Source organism: Paraburkholderia sp. BCC1885 (assembly GCF_900996235.1).
Classification (GTDB): Bacteria; Pseudomonadota; Gammaproteobacteria; order Burkholderiales; family Burkholderiaceae; genus Paraburkholderia.
In genome coordinates, this window is sequence record NZ_CAAJGM010000022.1 from 1 (window position 1) to 26,309 (window position 26,309).

Below are 26,309 nucleotides of genomic sequence, written 5' to 3' on the forward strand. Positions count from 1 at the left end.
ACTCCCGCTTGCGCGTTCGTTTGGTCGTCAAATCCAATCCCAGATTAGCTTGTCTCATGCCCAAATCGTCGCAGTCGACGGCATATTTGGCAACTCAATTCCTGCATGATTTATGCAGACCTTCCCTAAATGTTAGTTACCTGCCCGCTCAGCGTTCGCGCTGCAGTCCGGCCTGAGAATTACTCTCGATCGAATTTGAGGTTGTATGTTTATATTCTCGCTTCTTTACGAAGCGCAGTGATTCTTCGAGAGTTCAGCCACTCTCGAAGAGGATGGATCTGATGCAGCATGAAAAACTCACATTGCATTCCGTCGATGTCCGGTTGGTAGAGGTACCGTTAAAGCGCTCCGTGATATCGAGAGTCGGCGTGTTTGACTGGTGGCCGGTGGTGCTGATCGATCTCGACACCGAACAGGGCATTACGGGTCAAAGCTATCTGGAGCCATACCTAAAGCAGTCGATGAAGTACATCAAGGCAGTCATCGAAGACATCGCAGCCTCCCGCGCCGGAAAGCAGATTAGTCCTTTAATTGATTTCCTGGATGGGCGGCGCGGTCTGAATCTGGTTGGCCACGAGGGTCTTTCTATGATTGCCATTTCGGGGTTAGATATGGCTGCGTGGGACGCTCTGTCGCGGTCTGTGCGTATGCCGCTCGCTCGTTTTCTCGGTGGCGATATCGGTCCGGTCCCGGCGTACAACAGCAACGGGCTTTGGCTAAGTAGCGCGGATGCGCTCGCCGGGGAAGCGACTGAGCTCGTCAACGAAGGGGGCTTCGCGGCGTTGAAATTGCGGCTGGGGCGGGACCGTGTCGAAGATGATTTGCGCGCCATTAAAATAGTCCGGGCCGAAGTGGGTGCAGATATCAAATTGATGGTGGACTTTAACCAAGGGCTAACCTTCGGCGATGCGCTGCATCGGTGTCACGCGCTGGACGGTGAAGGGTTGCACTGGTTTGAAGAGCCGACTACGTACACTAACCTGGTTGGGCACGCGCAACTGGCGCGTGAACTAAAGACCCCCATACAGATCGGCGAAAATTTCTACGGCCCGCGCGAACTCGCCCGCGCGATCAGTGCCGGAGCCGCCGACTACGTCATGCCGGACCTGATGCGTATCGGCGGTGTATCCGGGTGGATGAGATCGGTGCCGGTCGCGGCCGCCGCCGGCATTGAAGTGTCTACCCATCTTTATCCAGAAGTGTCGGCGCATCTAATGCGCATTACCGAGACTGCGCACTGGCTCGAATGGCAGGATTGGGTGAATCCGATCCTGGCCGAGCCGTTCGAGCTGGCAAACGGCAGCATCGTGATTCCAGATCGGCTTGGAAGCGGTATTACATGGAACGAAGACGCAGTCAGCAAGTTCGCCTCCGACGCTTAGCCTCATGTCCAAGCACGATAGCGTTGGCTGCCCTCCTGTGCCTCAACCGCGGATGGGAAAAAGACAAGGGCGGACTGAGTCGCTGCGAGATTCTCTCATGGAGCATGCAGCGCTACTTTTCTATCGCCATGGCTTTAACGCGGTTAGTGTCGATCAGATTGCGCAAGCGGTAGGCACCCACAAAATGTCCGTCTATCGGCAGTTCGCATCTAAGGATGAACTCGCGCTGGCCTACGTTGCCTGGGCAAGCAGGCTCGCATCGGAGCGCTGGAACGACTTGAAGCTCTGCTATCCGGACCGGCCGCTCGAACAGATCGCGGCATACTTTACGGTCCTGTGCCAAGAAATGCTTGACACTGATTACGACGGCGATGCACTGCTGAAATTTTCGCTTGGATTTACTGATTTGAACCACCCAGTACGCCAATGTATCGACAGCGGACGAGCGATCTTACGAGAGCGGTTCGGCGCTCTCGCAGCGTGTGCTGGCGTTACAGATCCATCACGATTCGTCGAGGAACTTTGTTTACTCTGGCACCTAACGGCGTGCCCGGGCCGCACCTCTTCAGAATTACGCAGACACGCGGACATGGTTCAGAAAATGGTTTCACGTTTGCTTTGCGTCGAATGTTGAGCCGTTCTTTTGACCAGTTTTTTGCGACTAGCTAGACGCTTTAATGCAAATGACGGTTCAACCGTCGATACCGATGCGCTATGAGCCACCGTCACCTGCACGATGGCGACTTTTTCCTGCGCCGTGCGCCGCCAGCGAAGTTCCGATCGGTCAGAATTTTAATGTTTTCCACGTAAGGACTAGGTTTCGTGATGGTCACAAGGCTATCTCTGTTTTAAGAAGGTTCTCCTGTCCTCTGTTACGTGGAGCTACTCCAGAACAATGAAATGTCTTCCGGCTGAGAACAGGGAAACGAGCGAGAGCGCGTCGTCTGCGCACGACGGAGGTAGCGTTTGCCGGGTGCCCTGTGTCGTGCAGGGCGCAAGCGGAGGTCTTGCAGGAAAAATAGATGTTATATAGAATCTATTATTAGATTGACCACTCGGAATCTCCATTCGCGCTAGCGTGCGAGATTGCGTTTTTTCCCAGCAATGGAGACGTACATGGAATACAGAAAACTTGGCCGTTCTGGCTTGAAAGTCCCCGCCTTGAGTCTTGGCACCGCCACGTTCGGAGGGGTGGGATCCTTTTTTGAAAAGTGGGGAAGCACTCAAGATACCGAGGCTCAACGGATCGTAGACGTGTCCCTCGACCACGGCTTCAACTTCTTCGATACTGCGGACATTTACTCCAACGGTCGATCTGAAGAGATCCTCGGAGCTGCGTTGAAGGGCAAGCGCGATTGCGCCTTGATTTCCACAAAGAGTACGTTTTCGATGGGGGCGGGTCCTAATGAAGTCGGTTCTTCGAGGCACCATCTCGTTCGCGTCTGGCTAGCCGCGAACGAGATGGTGCCTCGGCCGCTGGCGGGCCGCTCGCCGATGCTGACGACCTACCTGCTATATCGCAACGGCGAATCCTCGGAGGTGCTGTCGCGCTTTATCGAGCGCGCGCAAGCCATCGAATCTCCTGAAATCACGCCCTCACTGCCTTTCGAGCCGGACACCCAGGAGGGAATCGAACCATGTCCGTGAAGCAGATCGCTCCATTTATGCAGGCTGCCGCACACACCGCACGCGGCCAGTCCAAAGCACCGCAACGGCAAACCACTGTTCCGACGGTCGATGAGTCGGCTGCCGACTCGGATCGCTTGAAGAAACTCCTGCGTCAATGCAGGACGGAGCGCGCCAACCTGCGAGAACTGCTGTGTAACCGGGTCTTCGGTATTCCCAGGGTGATTCAGTCAAGAGCCAGGAAGTCATAGTGGGCGAGATACTCAGACCGAGCGGTGAAAAACAAATCGTCGGGCGTGCCATCTTGCCTGGTGCGGATTGGCACGCCGTACTGGGAAACGTGTATGGATTGGAAAGTCAGTCGGACCGCAGCCACACCGAACCGTACATCAATATTCTGGATACGGGGGAACTGACGATTGCTGATGTCCGCATGGCCGATCTACGGCTTGTCCCACAGGAGCAACCGGGCCGCAAAGCGGATCAGATATTGATCAAGCATATCGTTCACGGCACGGTCGTGTTCGAGCAAAACGGCAAACAAGGTTGCGTACGTGCGGGCGCATTGGTCGTTGTGGACCCTTCCTGGCCTTTCACGGAGCAGGTTGACGAGCAGGTCCGGATGGTGGTGATGGGATGCCCGAAATCTGCACTTCGCCAACGTGGCAATCCGTCAAGCCTGAAGCAGTGGGTGGAAGCGGATTCCGATTCTCCCGATGTACAACTGTTTCTGGGGATCAGCAGTCTGTTGATGCAATATCGTGGTGCCGCGCGTGACACTACCATCGTTCGGCTGGCGTCACAGCTACTCGATATGGCTGACATAACTCTATTGGGAAAGGAGGGGAGATATGGTCTCAAGACCCGCGAGGCTGCACTTTTCCGCATCGAGCGTTATATAAACGAGCGGCTGGCGGACAGTACCCTGGACGCCGCAAAGATCGCGAATGACGTGAACCTATCAATAGGCTATCTGAATCATCTGTTTAGGGAGCAGGGAACGTCTCTGATGCGCTACGTTTGGCAGCAGCGTATCAAGCACGCCTACGACCTGCTGACGAAGCCTGCGTGCCGCACCATGCCGATCGATGAGATTGCCTGGAATTGCGGCTTTTCAAGCCCGGCGCATTTCAGCCGGAAGTTCAAACAATCCTACGGCCTGAATCCGAGGGCAATGCGCACGTTAGCGTACCGACCGCACGGGGATTACTAAAAAAATACGCTAAGGCCGGACTCACGATCAGTCCGGCCGAATGTCGACCCATTCGCTTATCAGAATGGATACGGTCCCTTGTTCTGCTGGATCGTCACCCAATGGTCACGAGTCAGTTCATGGAGAATCCACTCTCCGCCAAATCGCCCAAGACCACTGTTCTTTTCACCGCCAAACGGACCGGACCGGGAATCATCAACGCTGTGATCGTTGATATGTGTCATTCCCGCCTCGATTCCCAGCGCAAACCGAACGCCGCGTTCCTGATCCTGGGTGAACACGGCAGACGATAGTCCGAACTCCGTTTCGTTCGCGACACGCAGTGCTTCCTCATCGCCTGAGACCTTGATGATCGGAGCGATAGGACCAAACATTTCGCTCTGAGCAAAAACGGAGTCGTTCTTGACATTAACGAACACATGAGGCGGCAGAACCAACCCTTGGGCTTCCCCCCCGAGCAACTGCTTTGCCCCGGTATCGTGGGCAAGTTTTAGCGTTGCGAAGTGTGCCGTAAGCTGCTTCTGGCTGATCACCGGTCCAATGGATACAGCGGGATCGCGCGGGTCACCATACTTGAGTGTTCTGACATGCGCAACAAAACGCTCTACGAACGCATCATGCACTTTCGCGTCGACGATGATGCGGTTCGAACTCATGCAGATCTGTCCCTGGTGCAGAAATCGACCAACCACGGCGCTGCGGACCGCATGCTCCAAGTCTGCATCATCAAGCACGACGAGCGGTGCATTGCCACCCAGTTCAAGCGCGACACGTTTGATCTGAGGCGCAGTCATGGCAAGCGACCCTACCCGCCGGCCGATTCGCGTGGAGCCGGTAAATGAGATCATCCTAGGCACCGGATGCAGAGTGAAGGCATCACCGATCTCTTCGACCTGGCCGATGACCACGTTGAGCAGACCGGCCGGTAGCCCGGCTTCCTCGAAGATTTTCGCGAGCAGCAACCCTCCGGTGACAGGGGTCTCCCCGGCCGGCTTGATGACTACGGCATTGCCCAGAGCCAACGCAGGTGCGACCGAACGCTGGGTCAGGTAGAGCGGGAAGTTCCAAGGACTGATTACGCCCACCACGCCAAGAGGCTGGCGGTACGCCCGACTCTCCTTACCCGGCGCGTCGCTCGGGAGCAGACGCCCCTCGGCCCGGTGAGGAAAGGTCGCGGCTTCCGCGGTGATGCCCACTGCGAAATGCCATTCGATTTCGGCCTTGGCTCGGGTACTGCCCGTTTCGCTGATGAGCCAGTCCAGCATCTCGTCGTGCCGGGCTTTCATTATTTCAGCAGCGCGCGCGATGACCTGTGCCCGTTCGTGCGGTGCGGTGGCAGCCCACAGACGTTGGGCGTGCGCTGCAGCGCGATAGGCCTCGTCTAGATCGCTCGCATCGGCGTTCGGGATTTCAACCAAGGTATTGCTGGTATAGGGATCGGTATCAATCAGTGCGGTTCCAAATTTTCCAGCTCGCCACCGGCCTGAGATGTACTGGTCGCTAAAGCCTTCGTATGGCCGTGGTACGGCCGCGATTGATACGGATTTGACGGACGACATGGTGTGTTTCTCCGGAGTGATGGTCGGCTGCTGCGCCCGTCACGACGGGATAACCCGTTGGCGCAGCGATAGCCAGGACAGCGTTGATATTTAGCTTTTCTATGATGCGCTGTCGTTCAGAAACTCACTTGTCCGGTTGCTACCATCTTCTTGTCCAGACTGCACATTCGTCGTCATGTGTACCCGACCGGCGCCATGTCAGAAGCGAAAGGCGCGACCGACGTGAGCGCTGCTGAACGCAACATCGCGGCATCGGCGGCGGATGGCACGCGGACCATCTGTTTGCTCAATTGTTTCCATCATCGACCGTATATCGCGATGCCTGATCCTCTACAAGCGAGCGTTGATCGCGGAGGTCTTGCAGGAAAAATAGATGTTATATAGAATCTATTATTAGATTGACCACTCGGAATCTCTCATTCGCGCTAGCGTGCGAGATTGCGTTTTTTCCCAGCAATGGAGACGTACATGGAATACAGAAAACTTGGCCGTTCTGGCTTGAAAGTCCCCGCCTTGAGTCTTGGCACCGCCACGTTCGGAGGGGTGGGATCCTTTTTTGAAAAGTGGGGAAGCACTCAAGATACCGAGGCTCAACGGATCGTAGACGTGTCCCTCGACCACGGCCTCAACTTCTTCGATACTGCGGACATTTACTCCAACGGTCGATCTGAAGAGATCCTCGGAGCTGCGTTGAAGGGCAAGCGCGATAGCGCCTTGATTTCCACAAAGAGTACGTTTTCGATGGGGGCGGCTCCTAATGAAGTCGGTTCTTCGAGGCACCATCTCGTTCGCGCATGCGAAGCCAGCCTGAAGCGTCTTCAGACCGATCACATCGATGTTTATTTCATGCACGGCTTCGATGCCTTGACGCCGGTGGATGAGACATTGAGAGCACTCGATGATCTGGTTTCCGCCGGCAAGATCTCGTACATCGGTGCATCCAACTTTTCCGGCTGGCAAGTCATGAAAGCATTGGCCACCTCGGAGAGGTATGGTCTGGCTCGCTATGTGGTTTATCAGGGAAGTTACTCGTTGGTCGGTCGTGAGTACGAGTGGGAGCTCATGCCACTTGCACTTGATCGGGGATTGGGCACCATGGTGTGGAGTCCTCTTGGCGGTGCTCAGTTAACGGGGAAAATTCGCCGCGGACAGCCTCTCAGCGAGGGGCGTATCGCTGCAGGCGGCGCAGACGGCGGCCCCCCTGTGAACCAGGAAAAGCTCTTCACGATCATGGACGTGCTGGAAGAGATCGGCAAGGAGCGCGGTAAAACAATTCCGCAGGTCGCGTTGAATTGGGTGCTTCGTCGCCCCTCCGTCGCCAATGTCATCATCGGTGCACGGAACGAGGATCAACTCTTGCAGAATTTAGGCGCCGTGGGCTGGGAACTGACGTCTGAAGAAGTGGCCCGTTTGGACGCGGTGAGTCAAGAAACCCCGATCTACCCTTATTGGCACCAGAAGGCGTTCGACGCCCGAAACCCCAAACCGACCACTTGGTGATTCTAATCACGGTATCGCTAAATCCAAGGCTTCATTAGGCCAGCTCTGCCTGCCCCCGTCCTCAGTCACAGGGCTGTGGACGGGGCCGATCTTTTCCTTAAATGAAGTTCATCGACCCGAGGAATTAACACCATGACCACATATATAGTCTTTACGAAAGACCTCTCCATAGACCAGAACGAGCTTGACCTCTATCAAAGCAAGGTGCGCGAAACTTTCGAAGGGCATTCGGTCAAGATTCTTGCGGCCTACGGGACTCAACAAGCGCTTGAGGGATCAGCGCCGGAAGGCGTCGTCATTATGGAATTTCCGACTACAACCGCCGCGCGCGATTGGTATTACAGCGATGCATATCAGGCCGCCGCGCGGCATCGCTTTAAAGGGGCGAACTATCGTGCGGTTCTTGTGGAGGGCATACAGGAATGAAGGCCAGATAGCAACAAGCGATCAGTTGGCGGTCGGCAGGCCCAACAAAGCCCAGTCAACCTTCGAGCAGTCGCCGCGGCCCTTGAAAATCATCGGCAGCGCGCGTTGCTCTGCGAAGCCTCGATCGTTCCGTCAACGTATTGGCCGCAGTTCGTAAACTCTGGCGAACTCGAGTGTAGCGAGGGGAGGAGCAAGGTTGCGAAATTTCACTCTGTAGATTACGCTTAACATTTATAAATGAATTCACATCAAGCAAGGAACTTTCATGCCCCGTGCGTCCAAGGCGCAAACAGAACTAAATCACGCAGAGATCAAGCGCGTTTCTTCGCAACTCATTCGAGAGCACGGCCTCGGCGTGAGCGTGGCTGACGTCATGGGCGCTGCGGGTTTGACACACGGCGGTTTCTACAAGCACTTCGAATCCAAGGACGACATGGCGGCGGTGGCATGCACTAGTGCTTTCCTTGAGGCCGTCGAAGCTTGGAAAAAGAGAGCCGACGGCGCTTCAGATGTCCGGAGCGCGCTAATCAAAGCGTATTTTAAGCCGTCGAACCGAGCTTCTGCGGGACATGGATGCCCCATGGCTGCGCTCGCCATGGACGTTTCTAGATGCGAGCAAACCAAGCCCGTTCGCGAAGCCTATCGCGAAGGACTCGAACAATTGATCAACATTCTCAGCAACGCGCAACTCTCCGATGAGGAACCGCCCGCGCGGCGAGAACGGGCACTTGTGGATATCTCCACGATGGTGGGTTCGCTAGTTCTTGCATGGGCCACGAGCGGGAAAGGTATTTCCAACGAGATCATTGCTGCAGCTCGGTGCAAGCTCCTCGGCGAGTCGTCAGCTTAGTCTTTCCGGCGCACCGATCAACAGTTCATTCGAGCGCCCTTGCTGATCTTCTCGACGGTCTTTTTTTCCTCGCGCAGCGGGAGGCCGACGACATTCGTGCCCTCTGGCCCTTCCTGCGCAAACACTTCCCGGTTGCCAAAGCAAACGTATGCAACGAGAAGTAGTAGGCAAGCCGGCCGCACGTCCGCTGGATATGTGTTGTCCCTCGGATAAGCGGCCAAAACCCTCTAGTGATGGGAGAACGCCCGACCGGTCATCGCAGAGCACCGCCAAAGTGCTGATCGCCAGTACGTCAAATAGATACTTGCCTCCCTCGGTAGCACGCCGCAGCGCGCCATAGCTTCCACTGTTCTTATAGCTTACCCTGCAACAGGAAACGATGTTTTTTTCATGACATTGCTTCCGATAACAGTCTTTGACTCCCGCTTAACCTAGCCCGAATCTCACGGCTGCGGCACGTCTTTGTGCCGCGTGTCGTGCGGGAAAAAGCGGAGGCCGGGATGCAAGGTCAAGGCGTGTTGTTCGGGCAGATTGCCGTCGTGTTCGGCATTGTGTTCGCCGGCGTGTGGGCTGCCACACAATGGACAGCCGCTGCCCTGGGCTATCAGCTGCGCCTTGGCTCGCCGTGGTTCGACTTTCTCGATACGCCGGTCTATCACCCGTGGCGGCTGTTCGAGTGGTGGTTCCTGTTCGACGGCTATGCACCGCACATCTTCAGCATAGGCGGTGCCATCGCGGGCAGCGGCGGCCTGATTGCTGCGCTGGTCGCCATCGCCATGTCGGTGTGGCGCTCGCGGCAATCGAAGCTCGTCACGACCTACGGTTCGGCACGCTGGGCCGAATCCGCCGACATACACAAGGCCGGCCTCGACAAACCGGCCGGCATCTTCCTCGGCCTGCATCGCGGCCAATACCTGCGTCATGAAGGCCCGGAACACGTCCTGACCTTCGCGCCGACGCGCTCCGGTAAGGGCGTCGGCCTCGTCGTGCCAACGCTGTTGAGCTGGCCTGCGTCGGCCGTTATCCACGACATCAAGGGCGAGAACTGGAGCATCACCGCCGGCTGGCGCTCGCGCTTCTCGCATTGCCTGCTGTTCAACCCGACCGATGCGAAGTCGGCCGCGTACAACCCGCTGCTCGAAGTCCGGCGTGGCGCGCATGAAGTGCGCGACGTGCAGAACATCGCGGACATCCTCGTTGATCCGGAAGGCGCACTCGAACGTCGCAACCATTGGGAGAAGACCTCGCATGCGCTGCTGGTCGGTGCCATCTTGCACGTGCTCTATGCGGTCGAGGACAAGACACTGCGCGGCGTCGCCAATTTCCTTTCCGATCCCGCGTGCCCATTCGAGCTGACGCTGCACCGGATGATGACCACGCGACACTTGGGCACTGATCAGGGAAATCGGCCACATCCTGTCGTCGCATCGGCCGCCCGCGAGGTGTTGAACAAGTCGGACAACGAGCGCTCGGGCGTGCTGTCCACCGCCATGTCGTTCCTCGGTCTGTACCGCGATCCCACCGTGGCCGAAGTCACGTCGCGCTGCGACTGGCGCATCGCCGACTTGATCGCATCCGAATCCCCCGTCTCGCTGTACCTCGTCGTGCCGCCATCCGACATCAGCCGCACGAAACCGCTGGTGCGCCTGATCCTCAACCAGATCGGCCGGCGGCTCACCGAATCCCTCGACGGCAGCGACGGCGTCGCGCGTCGTCACAAGTTGCTGTTGATGCTCGACGAGTTTCCGGCGCTGGGCCGGCTCGACTTCTTCGAGACGGCGCTGGCCTTCATGGCCGGCTACGGCATCCGCAGCTTTCTCATTGCGCAGTCGCTGAACCAGATCGACAAAGCCTACGGCCAGAACCATTCCATCCTCGACAACTGCCATGTGCGCGTGACGTTCGCCACCAACGACGAACGCACCGCCAAGCGCATCTCCGAAACGCTCGGCACCGCGACCGAGCTGCGCGCGCAGCGCAACTACGCCGGCCATCGGCTCGCGCCGTGGCTCGGGCACCTGATGGTGTCTCGCCAGGAAACCGCGCGCCCACTGTTGACGCCAGGCGAAGTGATGCAGCTTCCGCCCGACGACGCCGTGGTGATGGTGTCCAGCGTCGCGCCGATTCGCGCCAAGAAGCTGCGTTACTACACCGACGCCAATTTCAAGCGCCGCGTGTTGCCACCGCCCACCCTTGCGGTCGGGCGCTATGTCGATGCGCCACCGCAACGACCCGACGACTGGAGTGGGCTGGCAATTCCTGCCGTTTCCGTTGCGCCCGCCGTTACCGGCTTCGCGGGCGATGACGCCGGCATGGCCGACGGCGGCGGCCCACGCCGTCAGCCCGAACTCTCCGAAGTCGCCGAATACAGCCCCGAACCGCAGCCTGCCGGCACCGACCTGGCGCTGCTCGATGACGACGACGACCTGCCGTTGCCCGCTTTTCCCTCTTCCCCCCGCCAGCTCGACCCGGCCATGCAGCGCACGGCCCGACTGGTGTCCCTCGACCAACAAGACGGGATCGAGCTATGAGCCAGTACCGCCTCAACCTGTTCATTCCGCGCGAACACGCCAAACGCCTCGACGAGCTGGCCGTCAAGAAAGGCGTATCCAAGTCGTCCATCGTCGCGGCGGCACTCTCATCGTGGCTGTCGCCGGACGCGGGCGACCAGCGCGAGGCGGCCATCGCCAGGCGCCTCGACCGACTGACGCGCCAGTTCGAGCGGCTGGAGCGCGACCAGAACATCGAGATAGAAACGCTGGCGCTGTTCGTCCGCTACTTCCTGACCGTCAGCACTCCGGTTCCCGAAGCGCACCAGGACGCGGCCCGCGCGCAGGGCAAGGTGCGTTTCGAGCAGTTTGTCGAACAGCTCGGCCGGCATCTGATGCGCGGGCGCAGTCTCGTGCGCGACGTGGTGGACGAGCTGAACCCCGACGCCGTGCGGCTCGACGATACGGCGGCGCAAGCCGAAGCTCTTGACCGTGATGCGGAGCGTGCCACATGAGCGCCGTTCCCCAGTCCTTCGCCAGCACCTCGCTCGACCGGCGCATCCGCATGTTGCGCACGGCAATGGGGCCAGTCATCGCCGCCGCCCTCGAAGACCCGGACGTGGTGGAAATCATGCTCAACCCCGACCGCTCCCTGTGGGTCGATCGGCTGTCGTCCGGTCGCGCGCCACTGGGCGTCGAACTGTCCGAAGCGGATGGCGAACGCATCATTCGCCTGGTCGCCGCGCACGTCGGCGCGGAAGTGCATCGCGGCCAGCCGCTCCTGACCGCCGAGCTGCCGGAAACCGGCGAACGCTTCGAGGGCATCCTGCCGCCGGCGTCTCCCGGCCCGGCGTTCGCGCTGCGCAAGCGCGCCCTGGGCGTGATCCCGCTCGATCACTACGTCGCCGACGGCATGATGACCGACGCGCAGGCGACGTTCCTGCGCGATGCCGTGCGCGAGCGGCAGAACATCCTGATCGCGGGCGGCACCAGCACCGGCAAGACCACGCTCGCCAATGCCTTGCTTGCGGAAATCGCTGCCACGGGCGACCGCGTGCTGGTGCTCGAAGACACCATCGAGCTGCAATGCACGGCGCGCGACCACGTACCGCTGCGCACGCGCGCGGGCGTCGTGTCGATGACCGAGCTGGTGCGCGCCACGATGCGGCTGCGCCCCGACCGCGTGATCGTCGGCGAGGTACGCGGCGGCGAAGCGCTGGATCTCATCAAGGTGTGGGGCACCGGCCATCCCGGTGGCATCGCCACCATCCATGCTGGTTCCGCGCTGGGCGCGCTGCTGCGCTTGGAGCAACTGATTCTCGAAGTGGCCGTGAATCCGCCGCGGGCGCTCGTCGCCGAGGCGGTCAACGTCGTCGTCCACATCGCCGGCCGTGGCCGGCGCCGCCGCATCGAGAGCATTGCCCGCGTGCTTGGCTTCGATGGCGTGGGCTATCGCCTCGCGGATGCGCTGGAGCCACTGCTTCCAGAGCTGCCGTTTTCTTCCTCGTCTCTCAACCCCTCTGGAGAACTGCCATGACGCAGATGCACGCCCCTGCTTTCCGTATTTCCGTAAATCCGCCTTCGTGCCTCGCTCGCCTGCGGTGCCTGGCCGGCCCCGCATATCACGGCCTGCTGCTCGCCGCCGTCATGCTGATGACGGCTGGCACGGCGAAGGCATCAGGCTCGTCGATGCCCTGGGAAACGCCGCTGCAATCCATCCTCGATTCGATCCAGGGGCCGGTCGCCAAGATCGTCGCGGTGCTCATCATCATTTCGACGGGCCTGGCGCTCGCCTTCGGCGACACCTCGGGTGGCTTTCGCAAGCTGATCCAGATCGTGTTCGGGTTGAGCATCGCGTTCGCGGCGTCCTCGTTCTTCCTGTCGTTCTTCAGCTTTTCCGGCGGGGCCGTCGTATGAGCACGGCCAACGACCTGCCGGGCTTCGAGGTGCCGCTGCATCGGTCGCTCACCGAGCCGATCCTGATGGGCGGTGCGCCGCGCACCGTGGCGATTGCCAACGGCACGCTTTCCGGTGCCGTGGGACTCGGCCTGCAACTGTGGATTCCCGGCATCGCGCTCTGGATCGTCGGCCATTCGCTGGCCGTGTGGGGCGCGCGCGTCGATCCGCAGTTCATGCAGGTGTTCGCCCGGCACCTGAAGCATAAGCCGTTGCTGGACGTGTGAGGAGGATGCCGCGATGCTTAACCTCGCCGAATACCGTCATCGTCCGGCCTTGCTCGCCGACTGGCTGCCGTGGGCCGGACTCGTCGCGCCCGGCGTTGTGCTGAACAAGGACGGCAGTTTCCAGCGCACGGCGCGCTTTCGCGGCCCCGACCTGGACAGCGCGACGCAGGGCGAGCTGGTCGCCACCACGGCCCGGCTGAACAACGCGCTGCGCCGCTGCGGTTCCGGCTGGGCCTTTTACATCGAAGCCGAGCGCCGGCCGGCGGCCGACTATCCGCACTCCGATTTCCCCGAGCCGCTGTCGTGGCTGGTCGATGAAGAACGCCGTGCCACGTTCGAGGAATCCGGCAGTCACTTCGAGAGCGTCTATCACCTGACGCTGCAATACCTGCCGCCGGAGGAATCGCGCACCCGCGCCGCCGGGCTGCTGTACGAGAACCGGCCGACCGAAGGCGTGGACTGGCGCGAGCGCCTGACGGCCTTCGTCGCGGAGACGGATCGGCTCTACGACCTGCTCGACGGCGTGATGCCCGAAATCGCGTGGCTAGACGACGGCGAAACGCTGACCTACCTGCACGGCACCATCTCGACGCGACGCTATCGCGTCGGCATGCCCGAAGTGCCGTTTCACCTCGACGCGCTGCTAGCCGACGCGCCGCTGATCGGCGGGCTGGCGCCAATACTCGGCGACCAGCACCTGCGCGTGGTGACAGTGCGCGGCTTTCCGACCTCGACCTGGCCGGGGATTCTGGATGACCTCAACCGGCTTGGCTTCGCCTATCGCTGGTCAACCCGGTTCCTCTGCATGGACAAGTCCGAGGCCGAGAAGGAGCTGGGCCGTCTGCGCCGGCAGTGGTTCGCCAAGCGCAAGAACGTCCTCGCGCTACTGCGCGAAACCATCTTCCAGCAGGAAAGCCCGCTGGTCGATACCGACGCCAGCAACAAGTCGGCCGACGCCGATGGCGCGATGCAGGAACTCGGCAGCGATCAGGTTGCTTTCGGTTTCGTCACGGCGACCGTGACCGTGCTCGATAACGATGCCGACACGGCCGACGAGAAGCTGCGCCAAGTAGAGCGCGTGATTCAGGGCCGGGGCTTCGTGACGATTCCCGAAACCCTCAATTCGGTGGAGGCGTGGTTGTCGTCGGTGCCGGGCAATGCGTATGCGAATGTCCGCCAGCCCATCGTCTCGACGCTGAATCTCGCGCATCTGATGCCGGTGTCGGCAGTGTGGGCCGGGCCGGAGAAGAACGAGCATCTCGACGGCCCGCCGCTGATCATCACCCGCACCGAAGGCGCAACGCCGTTCAGGCTGGTGACGCACATCGGTGACGTGGGGCACACGCTGATCGCCGGCCCGACCGGCATGGGCAAGTCCGTCCTGCTCGCCACGCTGGCGATGCAATTCCGCCGCTATCCCGGCGCGCGCATTTTCGCTTTCGACATGGGCCGCTCGATGCGGGCAACGGCGCTGGGCCTTGGTGGCGAGTATTACGACCTCGGCGCCGATGGCGCGATCGCGTTCCAGCCGCTCGCGCGCATCGACCAGGAGGGCTATCGCACCTGGGCCGCCGAATGGGTCGAAGGTCGCCTGACGCACGAAGGCGTTGCCGTCGGCCCCGACGAGAAGGCGGCCATCTGGTCGGCGCTCGGCAGTCTCGCCGGTGCGCCGGTCGAACAGCGCACGCTTACGGGCCTGTCGGTGCTACTGCAATCGAATGCGCTGCGCCAGGCGCTTGCGCCGTATGTGCTCGGTGGCGCGCACGGCAAGCTGCTCGATGCCGACCACGACCGGCTCGGCATGGCCGACGTGCAGTGCTTCGAGATGGAAGAACTGATGCACAGCAAGGCCGCAGTGCTGGCCGTGCTGGGCTATCTGTTCGCACGCTTCGACGAGCGGTTCGACGGCGCACCGACGCTGCTGATCCTCGACGAATCCTGGCTGTTCCTCGATGACCCGGTATTTGCCGCTCGCATCCGGCAATGGCTCAAGACGCTGCGCAAGAAAAACGTGTCGGTGATCTTTTCCACGCAGTCGCTCGCGGACATCAAGGATTCGAGCATCGCTCCCGCGATCATCGAGAGCTGCGCCAGCCGCATCTTTCTGCCGAACCCGCAGGCCACCGAGCCACAGATTCGCACGATCTACGAAGGCTTCGGCCTCAACAGCCGGCAGATCGAGATCGTCGCCACCGCGCAGCCCAAGCGCGACTACTACTACCAGTCGCGCGCAGGCAATCGCCTGTTCGACCTCGACCTGGGGCCGGTCACGCTCGCGTTCGCGGGCGCATCCACACCCCAAGACCAGCGCGACATCGACCGTGTGCTGACGCAAGCCGGCGCACCCGGCTTCGCCGGCGCGTGGCTGCGTCATCGCGGCCTTGATTGGGCGGCCGACCTCTTGCCGTCGGCGCCATCCGCTGCGTCCTTTCTCGCTCCTCAACTGCTGGAGGTTTCGCCATGAAGATTCGCTTTCTCGCCATCGCTGTTGCCACGTTGATCGGCGTCATGCCTGCTGCGCACGCGCAATGGGCCGTCATCGACGCGACCAATCTCGTGCAGAACACGATGACGGCCGCGCGCACGCTGGAGCAGATCAACAACCAGGTCCGGCAACTCCAGAATCAGGCGCAGTCGCTGATAAATCAGGCGCGCAATCTGGAGAGCTTGCCGTTCAACGTCGTCAGTCGGCTGCAATCAACGCTGGCGACCACGCAGCAGCTCATCACGCAAGCACAGGGACTGGCGTTCCAGGTGCAGAGCATGGATCAGCAGTTCGCGCAGTTGTACCGGCAGCAGTACGCCGCGACCGTGAGCGGCAATCAGATGTACCAGGACGCGCACCAGCGCTGGCAGAACACGCTCAACGGCTTGCAGACCGCGATGCAGATGCAGGCGCAGGTGTCGCAGAACGTGACCACTGACCAGGGCGTGCTCACCGACCTCGTGAGCCAGAGCCAGTCGGCGACCGGCGCACTGCAAGCACAGCAGGCGACCAACCAGCTTTTGGCCTTGCAGGCCAAGCAGTCGATCCAGGCGCAGCAGCTTCAGCTTACGCAGGGTCGCGCGTCGGCGCTGGAACTGGCGCGGCAGGCTGCCGCCGTTGAACAGGGCCGCGTCATCACGCAGCGGTTCCTCGGCACCGGCACGCCGTACACGCCGGAAACCGTGAGCTTCTACGGGAACTGACGGCCATGAACCGCGTGCCCGTCCTGTTCGTCATCGCGTGCCTGGTGGCCGGTTGCGACCGGCCGCAGGCGCTGTCGGTCGATGCGCTCGCCGCCGACCCCGCGCGGCTGCACACGTTGCACGGGCAATGCCTGCGCGGCCAGCACGACGCCGCGTTCTGCGCGCACGTTGAACAAGCCAACCTGCGGCGCTTTTTCTCCGGGCGCGTCGGCCCCGGCGAGTACCAGACGCTCGCCGATCTGCCGCCCATTCCGGCCAGCTTCGACGGGTCAGTACCAACGGCGGGCGAACCGACGGAGCAACGGCCATGAACGATGTTTCGATCATCGACCACTTCCTTAATGTCTTCTCCACCTACATCGACTCGGGCTTTGGTCTGCTGCGTGGCGAGGTCGGATTTCTGACCGCGACGCTGGTGGTCATCGACATGACGCTGGCGGGTCTTTACTGGTCACTCGGCCACGCCACCGGCCAGGGCGAAGACGTGATGGCGAAGCTCATCCGCAAGGTGCTCTACGTCGGCGCCTTCGCCTACATCATCGGCAACTTCAACATGCTGTCCGGCGTCGTGTTCCGTTCCTTCGCCGACCTCGGCCTGACGGCTACCGGCTCGGCCGTGAGCATGGAGACGTTTCTGCAACCGGGACATCTCGCCAAGACCGGCATCGACGCCGGTATGCCGATCCTCGAACAGATCAGCGACATGGCGGGCTTTCCCGAGGTGTTCATCAACATCACGCCCATCGTCGTGATGTTCCTCGCCTGGCTGACCGTCATCGTCTGTTTCTTCGTGCTCGCGGTGCAGCTTTTCATCACGTTGATCGAGTTCAAGCTGACCACGCTGGCCGGCTTTGTGCTGGTGCCGTTCGCACTGTGGAACAAGACCGCGTTCCTTGCGGAAAAAGTGCTCGGCAACGTGGTGTCGGCGGGCATCAAGGTACAGGTGCTGGCCGTCATTGTTGGCATCGGTACGGGGTTGTTCGGGCAGTTCCCGACGGCGCCCAGCGAGCCGTCCATCGACCATGCGCTGGTGGTGATGCTGGCCTCGCTCGCGTTGCTTGCACTCGGCATATACGGGCCGGGCATTGCTACCGGCCTGGTATCCGGCGCACCGCAGCTCGGCGCGGGCGCGATGGCCGGCGCTGCCGTAGGCGCAGCCGGTACCGCTGTCGCCATCGGCGCGGCGGCTACGGGCGTCGGCGGTGCAGTGGTGGCCGGCGCACGCATGGCGCCAGCCGCCGCCAGCGCGCTCGGCAAAGGCGCACGCATGGCTGCATCCACGGCCAGCAGCGCCGGCTCGGCATTTCAGGCCGGTTCCGCTGCCGCCGGCGGCGGCGCGAAAGGCGCGATGGCGGGCTTCGGCAACGTCGCCAAGACCGGCGCGCAGGCCGTCGGCCAAAAGGCCGCCGCTGGCGCGCGCTCGTTCGGGCAACGCGCTGCCGCCGCGTTCCGCTCGGACAGCGCGGGTGAGTCCAGCGGCGGAGCGTCGCCTGGCGCGGCTGCATCCGGTGAATCCACCGCCAATTCCACCAGCTCCGCCACCGACCAGCCGCAGCCCGCGTGGGCCAAGCGCCTGCACCGCCGCCAGCAGATCACCCATGCCGCGACCACCGCCGCGCACACGCTGCACGGCGGGGACGGCGGCGGCTCGGCGCAAGGCCCGAGCCTGGGCCAACCCGACGAATGAACGCCCCTTGAGGAGAATCCGCCATGCGATTCAAGCGACCGCAGGTGCGCTACGCCAGTACGCCGCAGCCTGCCACTCCGTACCAGTCCGCCGCGCAGGTGTGGGACGAGCGCATCGGCTCGGCCCGCGTGCAGGCGAAGAACTGGCGCTTCATGGCCTTCGGCTGCCTCGCGCTCGCGCTGCTGATGGCCGGTGGCCTCGTGTGGCGCTCGGCGCAGTCCATCGTCACGCCCTACGTGGTGGAGGTGGACAAGACCGGCCAGGTGCGCGCGGTCGGCGTTGCCACTACGCCATACCGGCCCGCCGATGCGCAGATCGCTTACCACCTGGCGAGCTTCATCACGCTGGTTCGCTCGCTCTCCATCGACCCGATCGTGGTGCGGCAGAACTGGCTCAACGCCTACGACTACACCACCGACCACGGCGCAGCCGTGCTCAACGACTACGCCAGCAACAACGATCCTTTCGCCCGAGTCGGCAAGGAGTCGGTGACGGTGCAGATTACCAGCGTCACGCGCGCCAGTGATTCGTCGTTCAACGTCCGGTGGACGGAGCAGCGTTTCGTCAACGGCGCACCCACCAGCACGGAACGCTGGAACGCCGTGGTGTCCATCGTCCTGCAAACCCCGCGCACCGAGCAACGCCTGCGCAAGAACCCGCTCGGCATCTACGTCAACGGCCTGTCGTGGAGCCGCGAACTCGATGCGTCCGAAGGAGCCAAGCCATGAACCTGTCTCTCCGCTTTTACGCTTTCGGGCTGACCGTAGCGGTCACGTCGTCATTACTGGGCTGCGCCTCGCAGGGCAAGCCGCCGCCGCATATCTCGCTCGACGAGCCGGTACAGGCGCACATGCTGCCCGAACCGCCCAAGCCGGTCGAAGTGGTGGAGGTGCCGAAGGTGCTGCCGATGCCGGCGCAGACGAAGCCTCTGCCGGAGGCGGACGATTCCAAGCCTGCGCCGGAGCCGGCCGATGAAACCGTGCGCGTGTCGCGCGCCAACGCCGAGGCGCGCATGGCGCCCACGCGCGAGGGCTACGTCAACGCGATTCAGGTGTGGCCTTTCACCGATGGCGCGCTGTATCAGGTCTATGCCGCGCCGGGGCGCGTCACCGTGATTTCGCTCCAGCCCGGCGAGGAACTGGTGACGGTCGCCGCGGGCGACACCGTGCGCTGGATCGTCGGCGACACATCCAGCGGGGCTGGCAACGATCTGCGCGTGAACGTGTTGGTCAAGCCGATCCGTTCGGGCCTCAAGACGAACCTCGTCATCACCACCAGCCGGCGCACCTACCTGATCGAGCTGACCTCGACCGACAAGGCGTGGATGGCGTCGGTGTCGTGGGAGTACCCGAAAGACCAGATGCTGGCCTTGCAGCGGCAGGATCAAGCCGCGCAGGCGGCAGCCCCCGTCGATACCGGCCTGTCGCTAGAGAAGATCCGCTTCCGCTACGCGATCAGCGGCAGTAATCCGCCGTGGAAGCCGCTGCGCGCCTTCGACGATGGCGAGAAGGTCTATATCGAGTTTCCGCCCGGCATCGCGCAAGGCGAACTGCCGCCGCTGTTCGTCATCGGCGTGCAGGGTGATGGCCAGCTCGTCAACTACCGTTTTCGCTCGCCGTACTACATCGTGGATCGGCTGTTCGGCGCGGCCGAACTACGCCTGGGCGGTGACAAGGGCGACGTGGTGCGTATCGAGCGCACGGACGGCACGCGGGGGAACTGACCATGAGCCAGGACAACACCCCCGACGTGCCGATCCCCGATGCCGCGCCGAAGGTCGCGCCGGAGAATGTGACACTGCGGGCGCAGCCGCGCCCGGTAACGCGCCTCAATCGCCGCACACTCGCACTGCTGGCCGGTGGTCTCAGTGCTGCAGTGCTGGGCGCAACGATGTGGTCGTTGCAGCCGAAGCACTCGCGCGGCAACACCGATGCGAGCGAGCTTTACAACGTCGATCGCGTATCGAAGTCCGAAGAACTCGGCCAGCTTCCCGCCGACTACTCAAAGCTACCGCCGCAGCCAACACCGCAGCCGCCGAAGGTGCCGGAGCTGGGGCCGCCGTTGCCGGGCGATCTCGGTCCGGCCATCGTGAAGTCACAGCCGCCTGCGGTCGCCAGCTACACGCCACCCGGCCAGGACGCGGCAGAGGCTGAGCGCGATGCGCTACGCAAGGAGGCCGAAGCGGCGGCGGGTTCGTCGGTGTTCTTTCGTTCCAGCAACCTGCAACGCGCCGATGCGGCGACCGCTGCATCCACGCAGACCGCTTCGACCGCGCCGGCGTCCGGCCTGGCGGGTTTTGACCCGCAGGCCGCAGGGCCGGCCTCAACGGCGGCGCAGCCGGCCGACCCGACCGCCGTGCAGAACCGGCAAGACCAGAAAGAGGCGTTCCAGAAAGCCGGAACTACGCAAACCCGTAATTCCGGCAGTCTGCAAACGCCGGCCTCGCCGTATCAGGTGATGGCCGGCACCGTGATCTCGGCGGCGCTGGTGACGGGTATCAAGTCCGACCTGCCGGGCGACGTGATCGGCACCGTGACGGCGCCGGTGTACGACACAGCGACGGGCCGCTATCTGCTGATTCCGCAGGGTTCGCGCATCCTCGGCAAATACAACAGTCAGGTCGCCTACGGGCAGAGTCGCGTGCAGATCGTGTGGAACCGCATCATTCTGCCGGACACGTCTTCGCTCACGCTGGACAACCTGGCTGGTGCCGATCCGGCTGGCTACGCCGGTCTGGAGGATGGCGTCGATTGGCATTGGGGACGCATCCTGGCGGGTGCTGTGCTGTCCACCGTGTTGGGCGTGGGTTCCGAGCTGGCCGTCTCGAATCAGGGCAATGTCAATGGCAATACGGTCATCGCGTTCCGGGATAGCGCGCAGGACACGGCCAATCAGGTCGGCCAGGAATTCACGCGCCGCAATCTCAACATCCAGCCGACCTTGACCGAACGGCCGGGCCTGCCGGTCAGCATCATCGTCAACCGCGACATCGTGCTGCGGCCGTACCAGCCGCTGTTCTTCAATCGGGGGACTTCACCATGAGCACGACACGCAAGCTGCGGCTGGGGCCGCTGCCTAAAACTGAAAGCATCAAGCTGACCTTCGCGTGTCCGATCAGCTTGAAAACCGACCTCGACCGCTACGCCGCGTTGCATGCGCAGACCTACGGCGAAGCGGTCGATACCACTACGCTGATTCCGCACATGCTGGAGGCGTTCATGGCGGGGGATCGGGGATTCCGGAGAGTCGTAGCGAAAAGGGAGAGGCCACAGTAGGACATTTTGATTCCTATACGGCTGCGAAAACAGTTGGCACTACAGGAAATCGGCATTCTTAACAGGAGAGGCTAGTGCCATTGCTGGCCTTAGCTGTGCGACGAACTTTAGCCAAGAAATGGGGTACTCAATTGGATAAATAGGGTAATTTTATTAAAAATACCCTATTTTTACTGGTGCTTCATCTATTTGAGATGGTGTGAGTCTGGGGCAGGCACTCCAGTCTGTTCGCCTTGGGGAAAGGGGGTAGTCAAGCAGATTTAATGAGGTATTTTCATATCCAATACCCCCTTTAACGGCTATGATTGCCCCGTTTACACAGCCCTGGTTTACATTTCCATGCACTCACTCACGCCAGAGTACCTCGCCGCGCTTCGCTTCGATGGCACCCAGGCGGCCACGTTACGCTCACTGGGCGAGTACCAAGGCAAGCAACAACTTTACGCCGCGCAGTCACCCGAAGTCCTTAAGGGTCTTCGCCAGATCGCGGTAGTCGAGTCCACTGAGTCCTCCAACCGCCTGGAAGGCGTTGTCGTGGCGCCCTCACGGCTGAAGTCCCTGGTCATCCGCAACGCAACGCCAAAGAGTCGCTCTGAACAGGAGATCGCTGGCTACCGTGATGCCCTGGCGCTGATTCATGAGTCCGCCACACATATGTCCTTCAGCGAAGGCGTGGTGCTGCAACTGCATACTCTGCTGTACCGCTACATGCCGCAGGCGGGCGGGCGCTGGAAGGCCACCAATAATGACATTATCGAACGCTATCCGGACGGCACGGCGCGGCTGCGCTTCCAGCCAGTCGCGGCGCACCTCACGCCTATGGCCATGGCCGATTTGACCGGGCGTTACGCCACCGCACTGGACCAGCATCTGGCCGACCCACTGGTACTGGTGCCGCTGGCGATGCTCGACTTCCTGTGCATCCACCCCTTTCCGGATGGCAACGGGCGCATGTCTCGCTTGCTGACCTTGCAGTTGCTTTACCACTTCGACTATGCGGTAGGCCGCTATATCAGCCTTGAACGCATTTTCGAGGACACCAAGGAAGGCTACTACGAGACACTGGAGGCCAGTTCGCAAGGCTGGCATCAGGGGCAGCACAACGTCAAACCCTGGCTCGACTATTTCTGGGGAGCCTTGCTTCGCGCATACCGTGAGTTCGAAGAGCGTGTCGGTACTATAGAACGGGGACGTGGCAGCAAGGGGGATCGAGTGCGGTCAGAAGTCCGGGGGCGCAGCCAGCCGTTTTCGATTTCCGATATCGAGGAAGCCTGCCCAGGCGTGAGCCGGGACATGGTGCGATTGGTGCTGCGGGCAATGAAATCAGAGGGGTTAATAGAGTCAACAGGCAAAGGACGAGGGGCGAAATGGATCAAGCAAGGGTAAGGGGATCATGGTGGAATTGATCGGCAACATCAGCCATTTGCTGGGTGACACCCTCAAGCAAACCATTCGGCCAGCGGCACGGCTGAAGATCGCGGCATCGTGCTTTGAATTGCCCCGAAACAGCCTAAATATCAGGGGACTAAAGAAGTGAGCGACCAGTTCTTCAAGCAGCCTATTCTCAATCTCCATACGGCTACCCGTCTTTGCACTGGGAGCTCGACGAGAAGGGGCAACCTACACAGCGAATCGTCGAATCTCGCCGAGCATCCAGCTTCGTTAGTCCGATTCCAAAACCACGCCGGCACCAAGGTGAGCAGACTACTCTGGCGCTGGATGATGTTGAGAGCCTGTCTGACGACGGGCAGCGCTACCGACATTCTGAACTGATCAATTCAGTGCGGCGCGAGGTCGATGCTTGGCGTCGCTTGCCACCGGCGCAGTGGCGCGTCACCCCCGAAACAGCCCGGTTACTGGAGCATTGGCGCAACCACAAGTTCGCCGGTGTGCGCCCGTTCTTCTGCCAGGTCGAAGCGGCCGAGACCGCCATCTGGTTGACCGACCGGCAGCACTCTTTGCTCTAACGCATCTCGATCACAGCCTCTCTCTGCTGGCGACCAAATCGGCGTGGCGAGCAGTTCATGACTCTCTTGAACGCTGAGCTGAAGGCCTTCTCGGATTCGTAGCCGAGTGCCAGCCCAATCTCTGACACAGAGTCACGAGAATGGGTCAGCTTGTCCGCGGCCAGCATCATTCTCCAGCGCGTCAGATAGTCCATGGGCGAGACGCCTACTATCTCCTTGAATTTGAGCGTGAACGTAGTGCGCGACATGGCTGCCCGCTCGGCCATCGTCTGCAGGGTCCATCGCTGGCCGGGAGACTCATGCATGGCGTTGATCGCCGCACGCAGCCGTTTGTCGGCCAAGGCGAACAGCCAGCCAACACCATGTCGCTGCGTCTCTGAAAGGTGTAGTCGCAACGCTTCTACCAGGACCATGGTGGCCAGTTGCTGGGCGACGATGAAATCGCCGGGCTGCAGATCGACTAATTCCTGTCTCATGCGCTCGACGCACCAGCGCAACGTCGCTCGATTGGGTTCCTCGCGGACATGGATGAGCGAGGGAAGCATATTCAGAAAAAGATCGGCTTGGCCCTCTACGAGGGTGAAATAGCCACCGATGCTCAAAAACTCGCCGCCCCCGTTGTACGTCACGATACGCCCGTCATGTGCCGGCGATAAAAGCGCGCGGAAGTCGACCGGTTCCACCGCCATATCGCTGGCGATGCGAAAGGGCTTTCCTCGCGCCAGCAGAAAGCATTCGCCCGCACAGACCTTCACTGCCTCGGGCGTGCCATCGACCGATACCCAACACTCACCTACAAGGACAGCGTGGAATTTGATTCCGTCGTGGGGGCCAAACTGCACGGCCCAGTCTCCGCTTGCATCGAAGCCTCCGGATACATAGCTACGCAGCTTCAGCAACGACAACACATCCGAGAGGGGGTCCATGGTCGAATTCCGAACGATCGAGAACTAAATCCGAACTCTACACCATAGATCAGCCGCTCTCAACGGCCTAATCTGTCTCGGTAGACAGACAGGAGATGAGAGATGCGCGTATTTGTCACCGGCGCGACCGGTTGGGTCGGCTTCGCGGTAGTACAGGAACTGCTTGCCACGGGGCATGAGGTCATGGGGCTCGCCCGTTCGGATAAGAGCGCGGCGGCGCTTGCCACAGTGGGAGCGCGTCCCGTCATCGGCTCGCTCGAAGATCTCGAGAGCTTGCGAGAGGGGGTGTCGGAGGCGGATGGGGTGATCCACACGGCCTTTAGCCGTGACTGGTCGCGTCTTGCCGAGAACTGCGCGGTAGATCGACGTGCTATCGAGGTGATCGGTGCGATGCTCGAAGGTTCGAGCCGACGGTTTCTGGTCTCGTCCGGTGTCGCGCTACTTGCCCCGGGGCAAATCGCCACAGAGAAAGATGTGGCGCCCGCTATCTCGGCGAGTTTCCCGCGTGCTACCGAGGTCGCCGTTGGGAAACTGGCGGCGCGTGGCATCCGGGCAGCCGCGATTCGCCTGGCACCCTCGGTCCATGGCCTGGGTGAGCACGGTTTTGTGTCACGTCTTGCGTCTATTGCTCGAGAGAAGGGCGTTTCAGCCTACGTTGCCGACGGCCTCAACCGCTGGCCCGCCGTGCACAGGCTCGATGCTGCCCGTGTCTACCGTCTCGCGCTCGAGGTAGACGCGCAGGGGCCATTTCATGCGATCGCCGAAGTAGGCGTTGCGCTTCGGGATATCGCTGAGGTTATCGGCCATAGCCTGGGTCTGCCGACGGTTTCGCTGTCGCCCGATGAAGCTGCCGCGCATTTCGGATGGTTTGCTCAATTTGTCGCAATCGACGCTCCCGCCGCCAGCGAGCACACGCGTGCGCTACTGGGCTGGGCGCCGGAGCACTCAGACCTCCTTGCCGACCTTGCTCAGCCCGGTTATTTCGGCGCCTGAACGGCCGAATTCCCATTGAATCGACATCGAGGAAGACCACAATGCGCGTTTTCGTGACAGGCGCCACAGGCTTTATAGGATCGGCCATCGTCCGCGATCTCATCGAGGCCGGACACCAGGTGACCGGGCTTGTGCGCTCGGCAGACGGTGCCGCCAAGATTGAAGCCACCGGCGCGAAGGCTCATCGCGGCACGATTGAGGACTTGGACAGTTTGCGCCGGGCGGCGGCCGCGGCGGATGGCGTGATTCACACCGCGTTTTTCCACGCTTTCTCGCATGCCCGTCTCGGCACCCGTGTGAAGGTCATGCTTGGCGGTAGACCGACGGGCATCGTCAAGCGATTCATGTCCGCTGCCGTTGAGGCGGACCGGCGCGCGATCGAGACCTTCGGGGATGCGCTACACGGGGGAGGGGGAGGGCGAGCCCTCGTCATCGCCTTCCCGACGATGGCGATGACGCCGGGCCATCTCGCAGCCGAGACCGACCCGGCAGATCCGAACGCAGTGGGTGGCCTCAGAGCCAAATCCGAAAAGGCGGCCCTGGCGCTCGTCGCGCGCGGAATCCGGTCCACCGTTATTCGGCTGCCGCCCTCGGTGCATGACGCGAGCCGGCATGGCCTCGTGACCCAGTTGCTCGAGATCGCACGTAAGAAGCGGGTTTCCGCTTATGTCGGTGATGGAAAGAACAGGTGGGCTGCCGTGCACCGGCTCGACGCATCGCGCCTATTCCGGCTCGCGCTTGAAAACGGCGAGGGCGGTGCCTGTTATCACGCCGTGTCCGAAGAAAGCATCCGGTTCAGTGACCTCGCTGAGGCGATTGGACAGCAGCTCGGTGTCCGGGTCGCATCGTTGTCACCTGAAGACGCTTCGAGTCATTTCGGATGGCTTGCGCCTTTCGTTGGCGCAGACAATCCGGTTTCCAGCAGCGCCACGCAGGAACGGCTGTGCTGGCAGCCGACGCAGCCGCCACTGATGGCCGACATTGCGGCTGGCTCTACTTCCCAGGACCGGTATCGCCAAACGTCTACGCCGTCTGGGTGAGAGA

General features: G+C 61.5%; 25 protein-coding genes and 2 pseudogenes. 24 read left to right on the forward strand and 3 right to left on the reverse strand.

The window, feature by feature from the left end; all coding sequences use genetic code 11:
- The first annotated feature begins 272 nt into the window (after positions 1-272).
- The 4 genes and pseudogenes from FQ755_RS01255 to FQ755_RS01270 all read left to right on the forward strand — a co-directional run bounded on the left by FQ755_RS01255 (position 273) and on the right by FQ755_RS01270 (position 4,221).
- Positions 273-1,382: an enolase C-terminal domain-like protein gene (locus FQ755_RS01255; protein ID WP_260858237.1), complete on the forward strand. Its 1,110-nt coding sequence runs from the start codon at positions 273-275 to the stop codon at positions 1,380-1,382.
- Between the two features lie 97 nt (positions 1,383-1,479).
- Complete coding sequence (locus FQ755_RS01260) at positions 1,480-2,016, forward strand: TetR/AcrR family transcriptional regulator (protein ID WP_186308382.1); 537 nt, start codon at positions 1,480-1,482, stop codon at positions 2,014-2,016.
- 482 nt (positions 2,017-2,498) lie between these two features.
- Positions 2,499-2,822 (forward strand): annotated as a pseudogene (locus FQ755_RS37920) (aldo/keto reductase); the annotation flags it as partial.
- A gap of 436 nt (positions 2,823-3,258) precedes the next feature.
- Complete coding sequence (locus FQ755_RS01270; RefSeq protein ID WP_144150310.1) at positions 3,259-4,221, forward strand: AraC family transcriptional regulator; 963 nt, start codon at positions 3,259-3,261, stop codon at positions 4,219-4,221.
- A gap of 59 nt (positions 4,222-4,280) precedes the next feature.
- On the opposite strand, the gene FQ755_RS01275 is transcribed toward FQ755_RS01270, so the two are convergent.
- The gene (locus FQ755_RS01275) at positions 4,281-5,780 is read right to left on the reverse strand and encodes an aldehyde dehydrogenase family protein (RefSeq protein ID WP_144150311.1); all 1,500 of its coding nucleotides are present in this window, start codon (positions 5,778-5,780) and stop codon (positions 4,281-4,283) included.
- 468 nt (positions 5,781-6,248) lie between these two features.
- On the opposite strand from FQ755_RS01275, the gene FQ755_RS01280 reads away from it, so the two are divergent.
- Positions 6,249-7,280 (forward strand): aldo/keto reductase, encoded by a 1,032-nt coding sequence (locus FQ755_RS01280; protein ID WP_144150312.1) that lies wholly within the window; start codon positions 6,249-6,251, stop codon positions 7,278-7,280.
- A gap of 132 nt (positions 7,281-7,412) precedes the next feature.
- Positions 7,413-7,706, forward strand: coding sequence for a DUF1330 domain-containing protein (locus tag FQ755_RS01285; protein ID WP_144150313.1), 294 nt, complete (start codon positions 7,413-7,415; stop codon positions 7,704-7,706).
- A 21-nt stretch (positions 7,707-7,727) separates the two neighbouring features.
- Here the strand turns inward: FQ755_RS01285 and FQ755_RS38585 are convergent, their stop codons facing one another.
- Positions 7,728-7,799, reverse strand: a complete 72-nt coding sequence (locus FQ755_RS38585; RefSeq protein WP_409937021.1) for a hypothetical protein — start codon at positions 7,797-7,799, stop codon at positions 7,728-7,730.
- Positions 7,800-7,971: 172 nt separating this feature from the next.
- On the opposite strand from FQ755_RS38585, the gene FQ755_RS01295 reads away from it, so the two are divergent.
- The 16 genes and pseudogenes from FQ755_RS01295 to FQ755_RS01375 all read left to right on the forward strand — a co-directional run.
- Positions 7,972-8,556 (forward strand): TetR/AcrR family transcriptional regulator, encoded by a 585-nt coding sequence (locus FQ755_RS01295; protein ID WP_144150314.1) that lies wholly within the window; start codon positions 7,972-7,974, stop codon positions 8,554-8,556.
- Between the two features lie 500 nt (positions 8,557-9,056).
- A complete protein-coding gene (locus tag FQ755_RS01300) occupies positions 9,057-11,087 on the forward strand; it encodes a conjugal transfer protein TraG (protein WP_144150568.1) in 2,031 nt (676 codons plus the stop codon).
- The gene (locus FQ755_RS01305) at positions 11,084-11,560 is read left to right on the forward strand and encodes a CopG family transcriptional regulator (RefSeq protein WP_144150315.1); all 477 of its coding nucleotides are present in this window, start codon (positions 11,084-11,086) and stop codon (positions 11,558-11,560) included. The genes FQ755_RS01300 and FQ755_RS01305 overlap by 4 nt, the downstream gene beginning before the upstream one ends.
- Entirely contained in the window at positions 11,557-12,582 is a 1,026-nt protein-coding gene (gene trbB / locus FQ755_RS01310) for a P-type conjugative transfer ATPase TrbB (RefSeq protein WP_144150316.1), read from the forward strand. Before FQ755_RS01305 ends, trbB begins: the two co-directional genes overlap by 4 nt.
- Positions 12,579-12,962, forward strand: a complete 384-nt coding sequence (locus FQ755_RS01315) for a TrbC/VirB2 family protein (RefSeq protein WP_144150317.1) — start codon at positions 12,579-12,581, stop codon at positions 12,960-12,962. Before trbB ends, FQ755_RS01315 begins: the two co-directional genes overlap by 4 nt.
- The gene (locus FQ755_RS01320) at positions 12,959-13,228 is read left to right on the forward strand and encodes a VirB3 family type IV secretion system protein (protein WP_094854453.1); all 270 of its coding nucleotides are present in this window, start codon (positions 12,959-12,961) and stop codon (positions 13,226-13,228) included. Before FQ755_RS01315 ends, FQ755_RS01320 begins: the two co-directional genes overlap by 4 nt.
- Before the next feature lie 13 nt (positions 13,229-13,241).
- A complete protein-coding gene (gene trbE, locus FQ755_RS01325; protein WP_144150318.1) occupies positions 13,242-15,692 on the forward strand; it encodes a conjugal transfer protein TrbE in 2,451 nt (816 codons plus the stop codon).
- Positions 15,689-16,417, forward strand: coding sequence for a P-type conjugative transfer protein TrbJ (trbJ, locus tag FQ755_RS01330; protein ID WP_144150319.1), 729 nt, complete (start codon positions 15,689-15,691; stop codon positions 16,415-16,417). Before trbE ends, trbJ begins: the two co-directional genes overlap by 4 nt.
- Positions 16,418-16,422: 5 nt before the next feature.
- Positions 16,423-16,728 carry a hypothetical protein gene (locus FQ755_RS01335; protein WP_144150320.1) on the forward strand — a complete coding sequence of 102 codons (306 nt, stop codon included), beginning with the start codon at positions 16,423-16,425 and terminating at the stop codon, positions 16,726-16,728.
- Positions 16,725-18,104: a P-type conjugative transfer protein TrbL gene (gene trbL, locus FQ755_RS01340; protein WP_144150321.1), complete on the forward strand. Its 1,380-nt coding sequence runs from the start codon at positions 16,725-16,727 to the stop codon at positions 18,102-18,104. Before FQ755_RS01335 ends, trbL begins: the two co-directional genes overlap by 4 nt.
- 23 nt (positions 18,105-18,127) lie before the next feature.
- Entirely contained in the window at positions 18,128-18,832 is a 705-nt protein-coding gene (gene trbF, locus FQ755_RS01345; protein ID WP_144150322.1) for a conjugal transfer protein TrbF, read from the forward strand.
- A complete protein-coding gene (trbG, locus tag FQ755_RS01350) occupies positions 18,829-19,827 on the forward strand; it encodes a P-type conjugative transfer protein TrbG (protein WP_144150323.1) in 999 nt (332 codons plus the stop codon). The genes trbF and trbG overlap by 4 nt, the downstream gene beginning before the upstream one ends.
- A gap of 2 nt (positions 19,828-19,829) precedes the next feature.
- Positions 19,830-21,146, forward strand: a complete 1,317-nt coding sequence (locus tag FQ755_RS01355; protein ID WP_144150324.1) for a TrbI/VirB10 family protein — start codon at positions 19,830-19,832, stop codon at positions 21,144-21,146.
- Positions 21,143-21,379: a DUF2274 domain-containing protein gene (locus FQ755_RS01360; protein ID WP_144150325.1), complete on the forward strand. Its 237-nt coding sequence runs from the start codon at positions 21,143-21,145 to the stop codon at positions 21,377-21,379. Before FQ755_RS01355 ends, FQ755_RS01360 begins: the two co-directional genes overlap by 4 nt.
- Positions 21,380-21,718: 339 nt before the next feature.
- Positions 21,719-22,765 carry a Fic family protein gene (locus FQ755_RS01365; protein WP_144150326.1) on the forward strand — a complete coding sequence of 349 codons (1,047 nt, stop codon included), beginning with the start codon at positions 21,719-21,721 and terminating at the stop codon, positions 22,763-22,765.
- A gap of 147 nt (positions 22,766-22,912) precedes the next feature.
- Positions 22,913-23,325, forward strand: a pseudogene (locus FQ755_RS01375) (restriction endonuclease); the annotation flags it as partial.
- A 17-nt stretch (positions 23,326-23,342) separates the two neighbouring features.
- Here FQ755_RS01375 and FQ755_RS01380 read toward each other — a convergent pair.
- Positions 23,343-24,272 (reverse strand): AraC family transcriptional regulator, encoded by a 930-nt coding sequence (locus tag FQ755_RS01380; protein ID WP_144150328.1) that lies wholly within the window; start codon positions 24,270-24,272, stop codon positions 23,343-23,345.
- A gap of 102 nt (positions 24,273-24,374) precedes the next feature.
- Between FQ755_RS01380 and FQ755_RS01385 the strand changes: the two genes are divergently transcribed.
- Together FQ755_RS01385 and FQ755_RS01390 are read left to right on the forward strand one after the other, a co-directional pair.
- The gene (locus tag FQ755_RS01385) at positions 24,375-25,265 is read left to right on the forward strand and encodes an SDR family oxidoreductase (protein ID WP_144150329.1); all 891 of its coding nucleotides are present in this window, start codon (positions 24,375-24,377) and stop codon (positions 25,263-25,265) included.
- A gap of 41 nt (positions 25,266-25,306) precedes the next feature.
- Positions 25,307-26,305: an SDR family oxidoreductase gene (locus tag FQ755_RS01390; protein ID WP_144150330.1), complete on the forward strand. Its 999-nt coding sequence runs from the start codon at positions 25,307-25,309 to the stop codon at positions 26,303-26,305.
- The last annotated feature ends 4 nt before the right edge of the window (positions 26,306-26,309 follow it).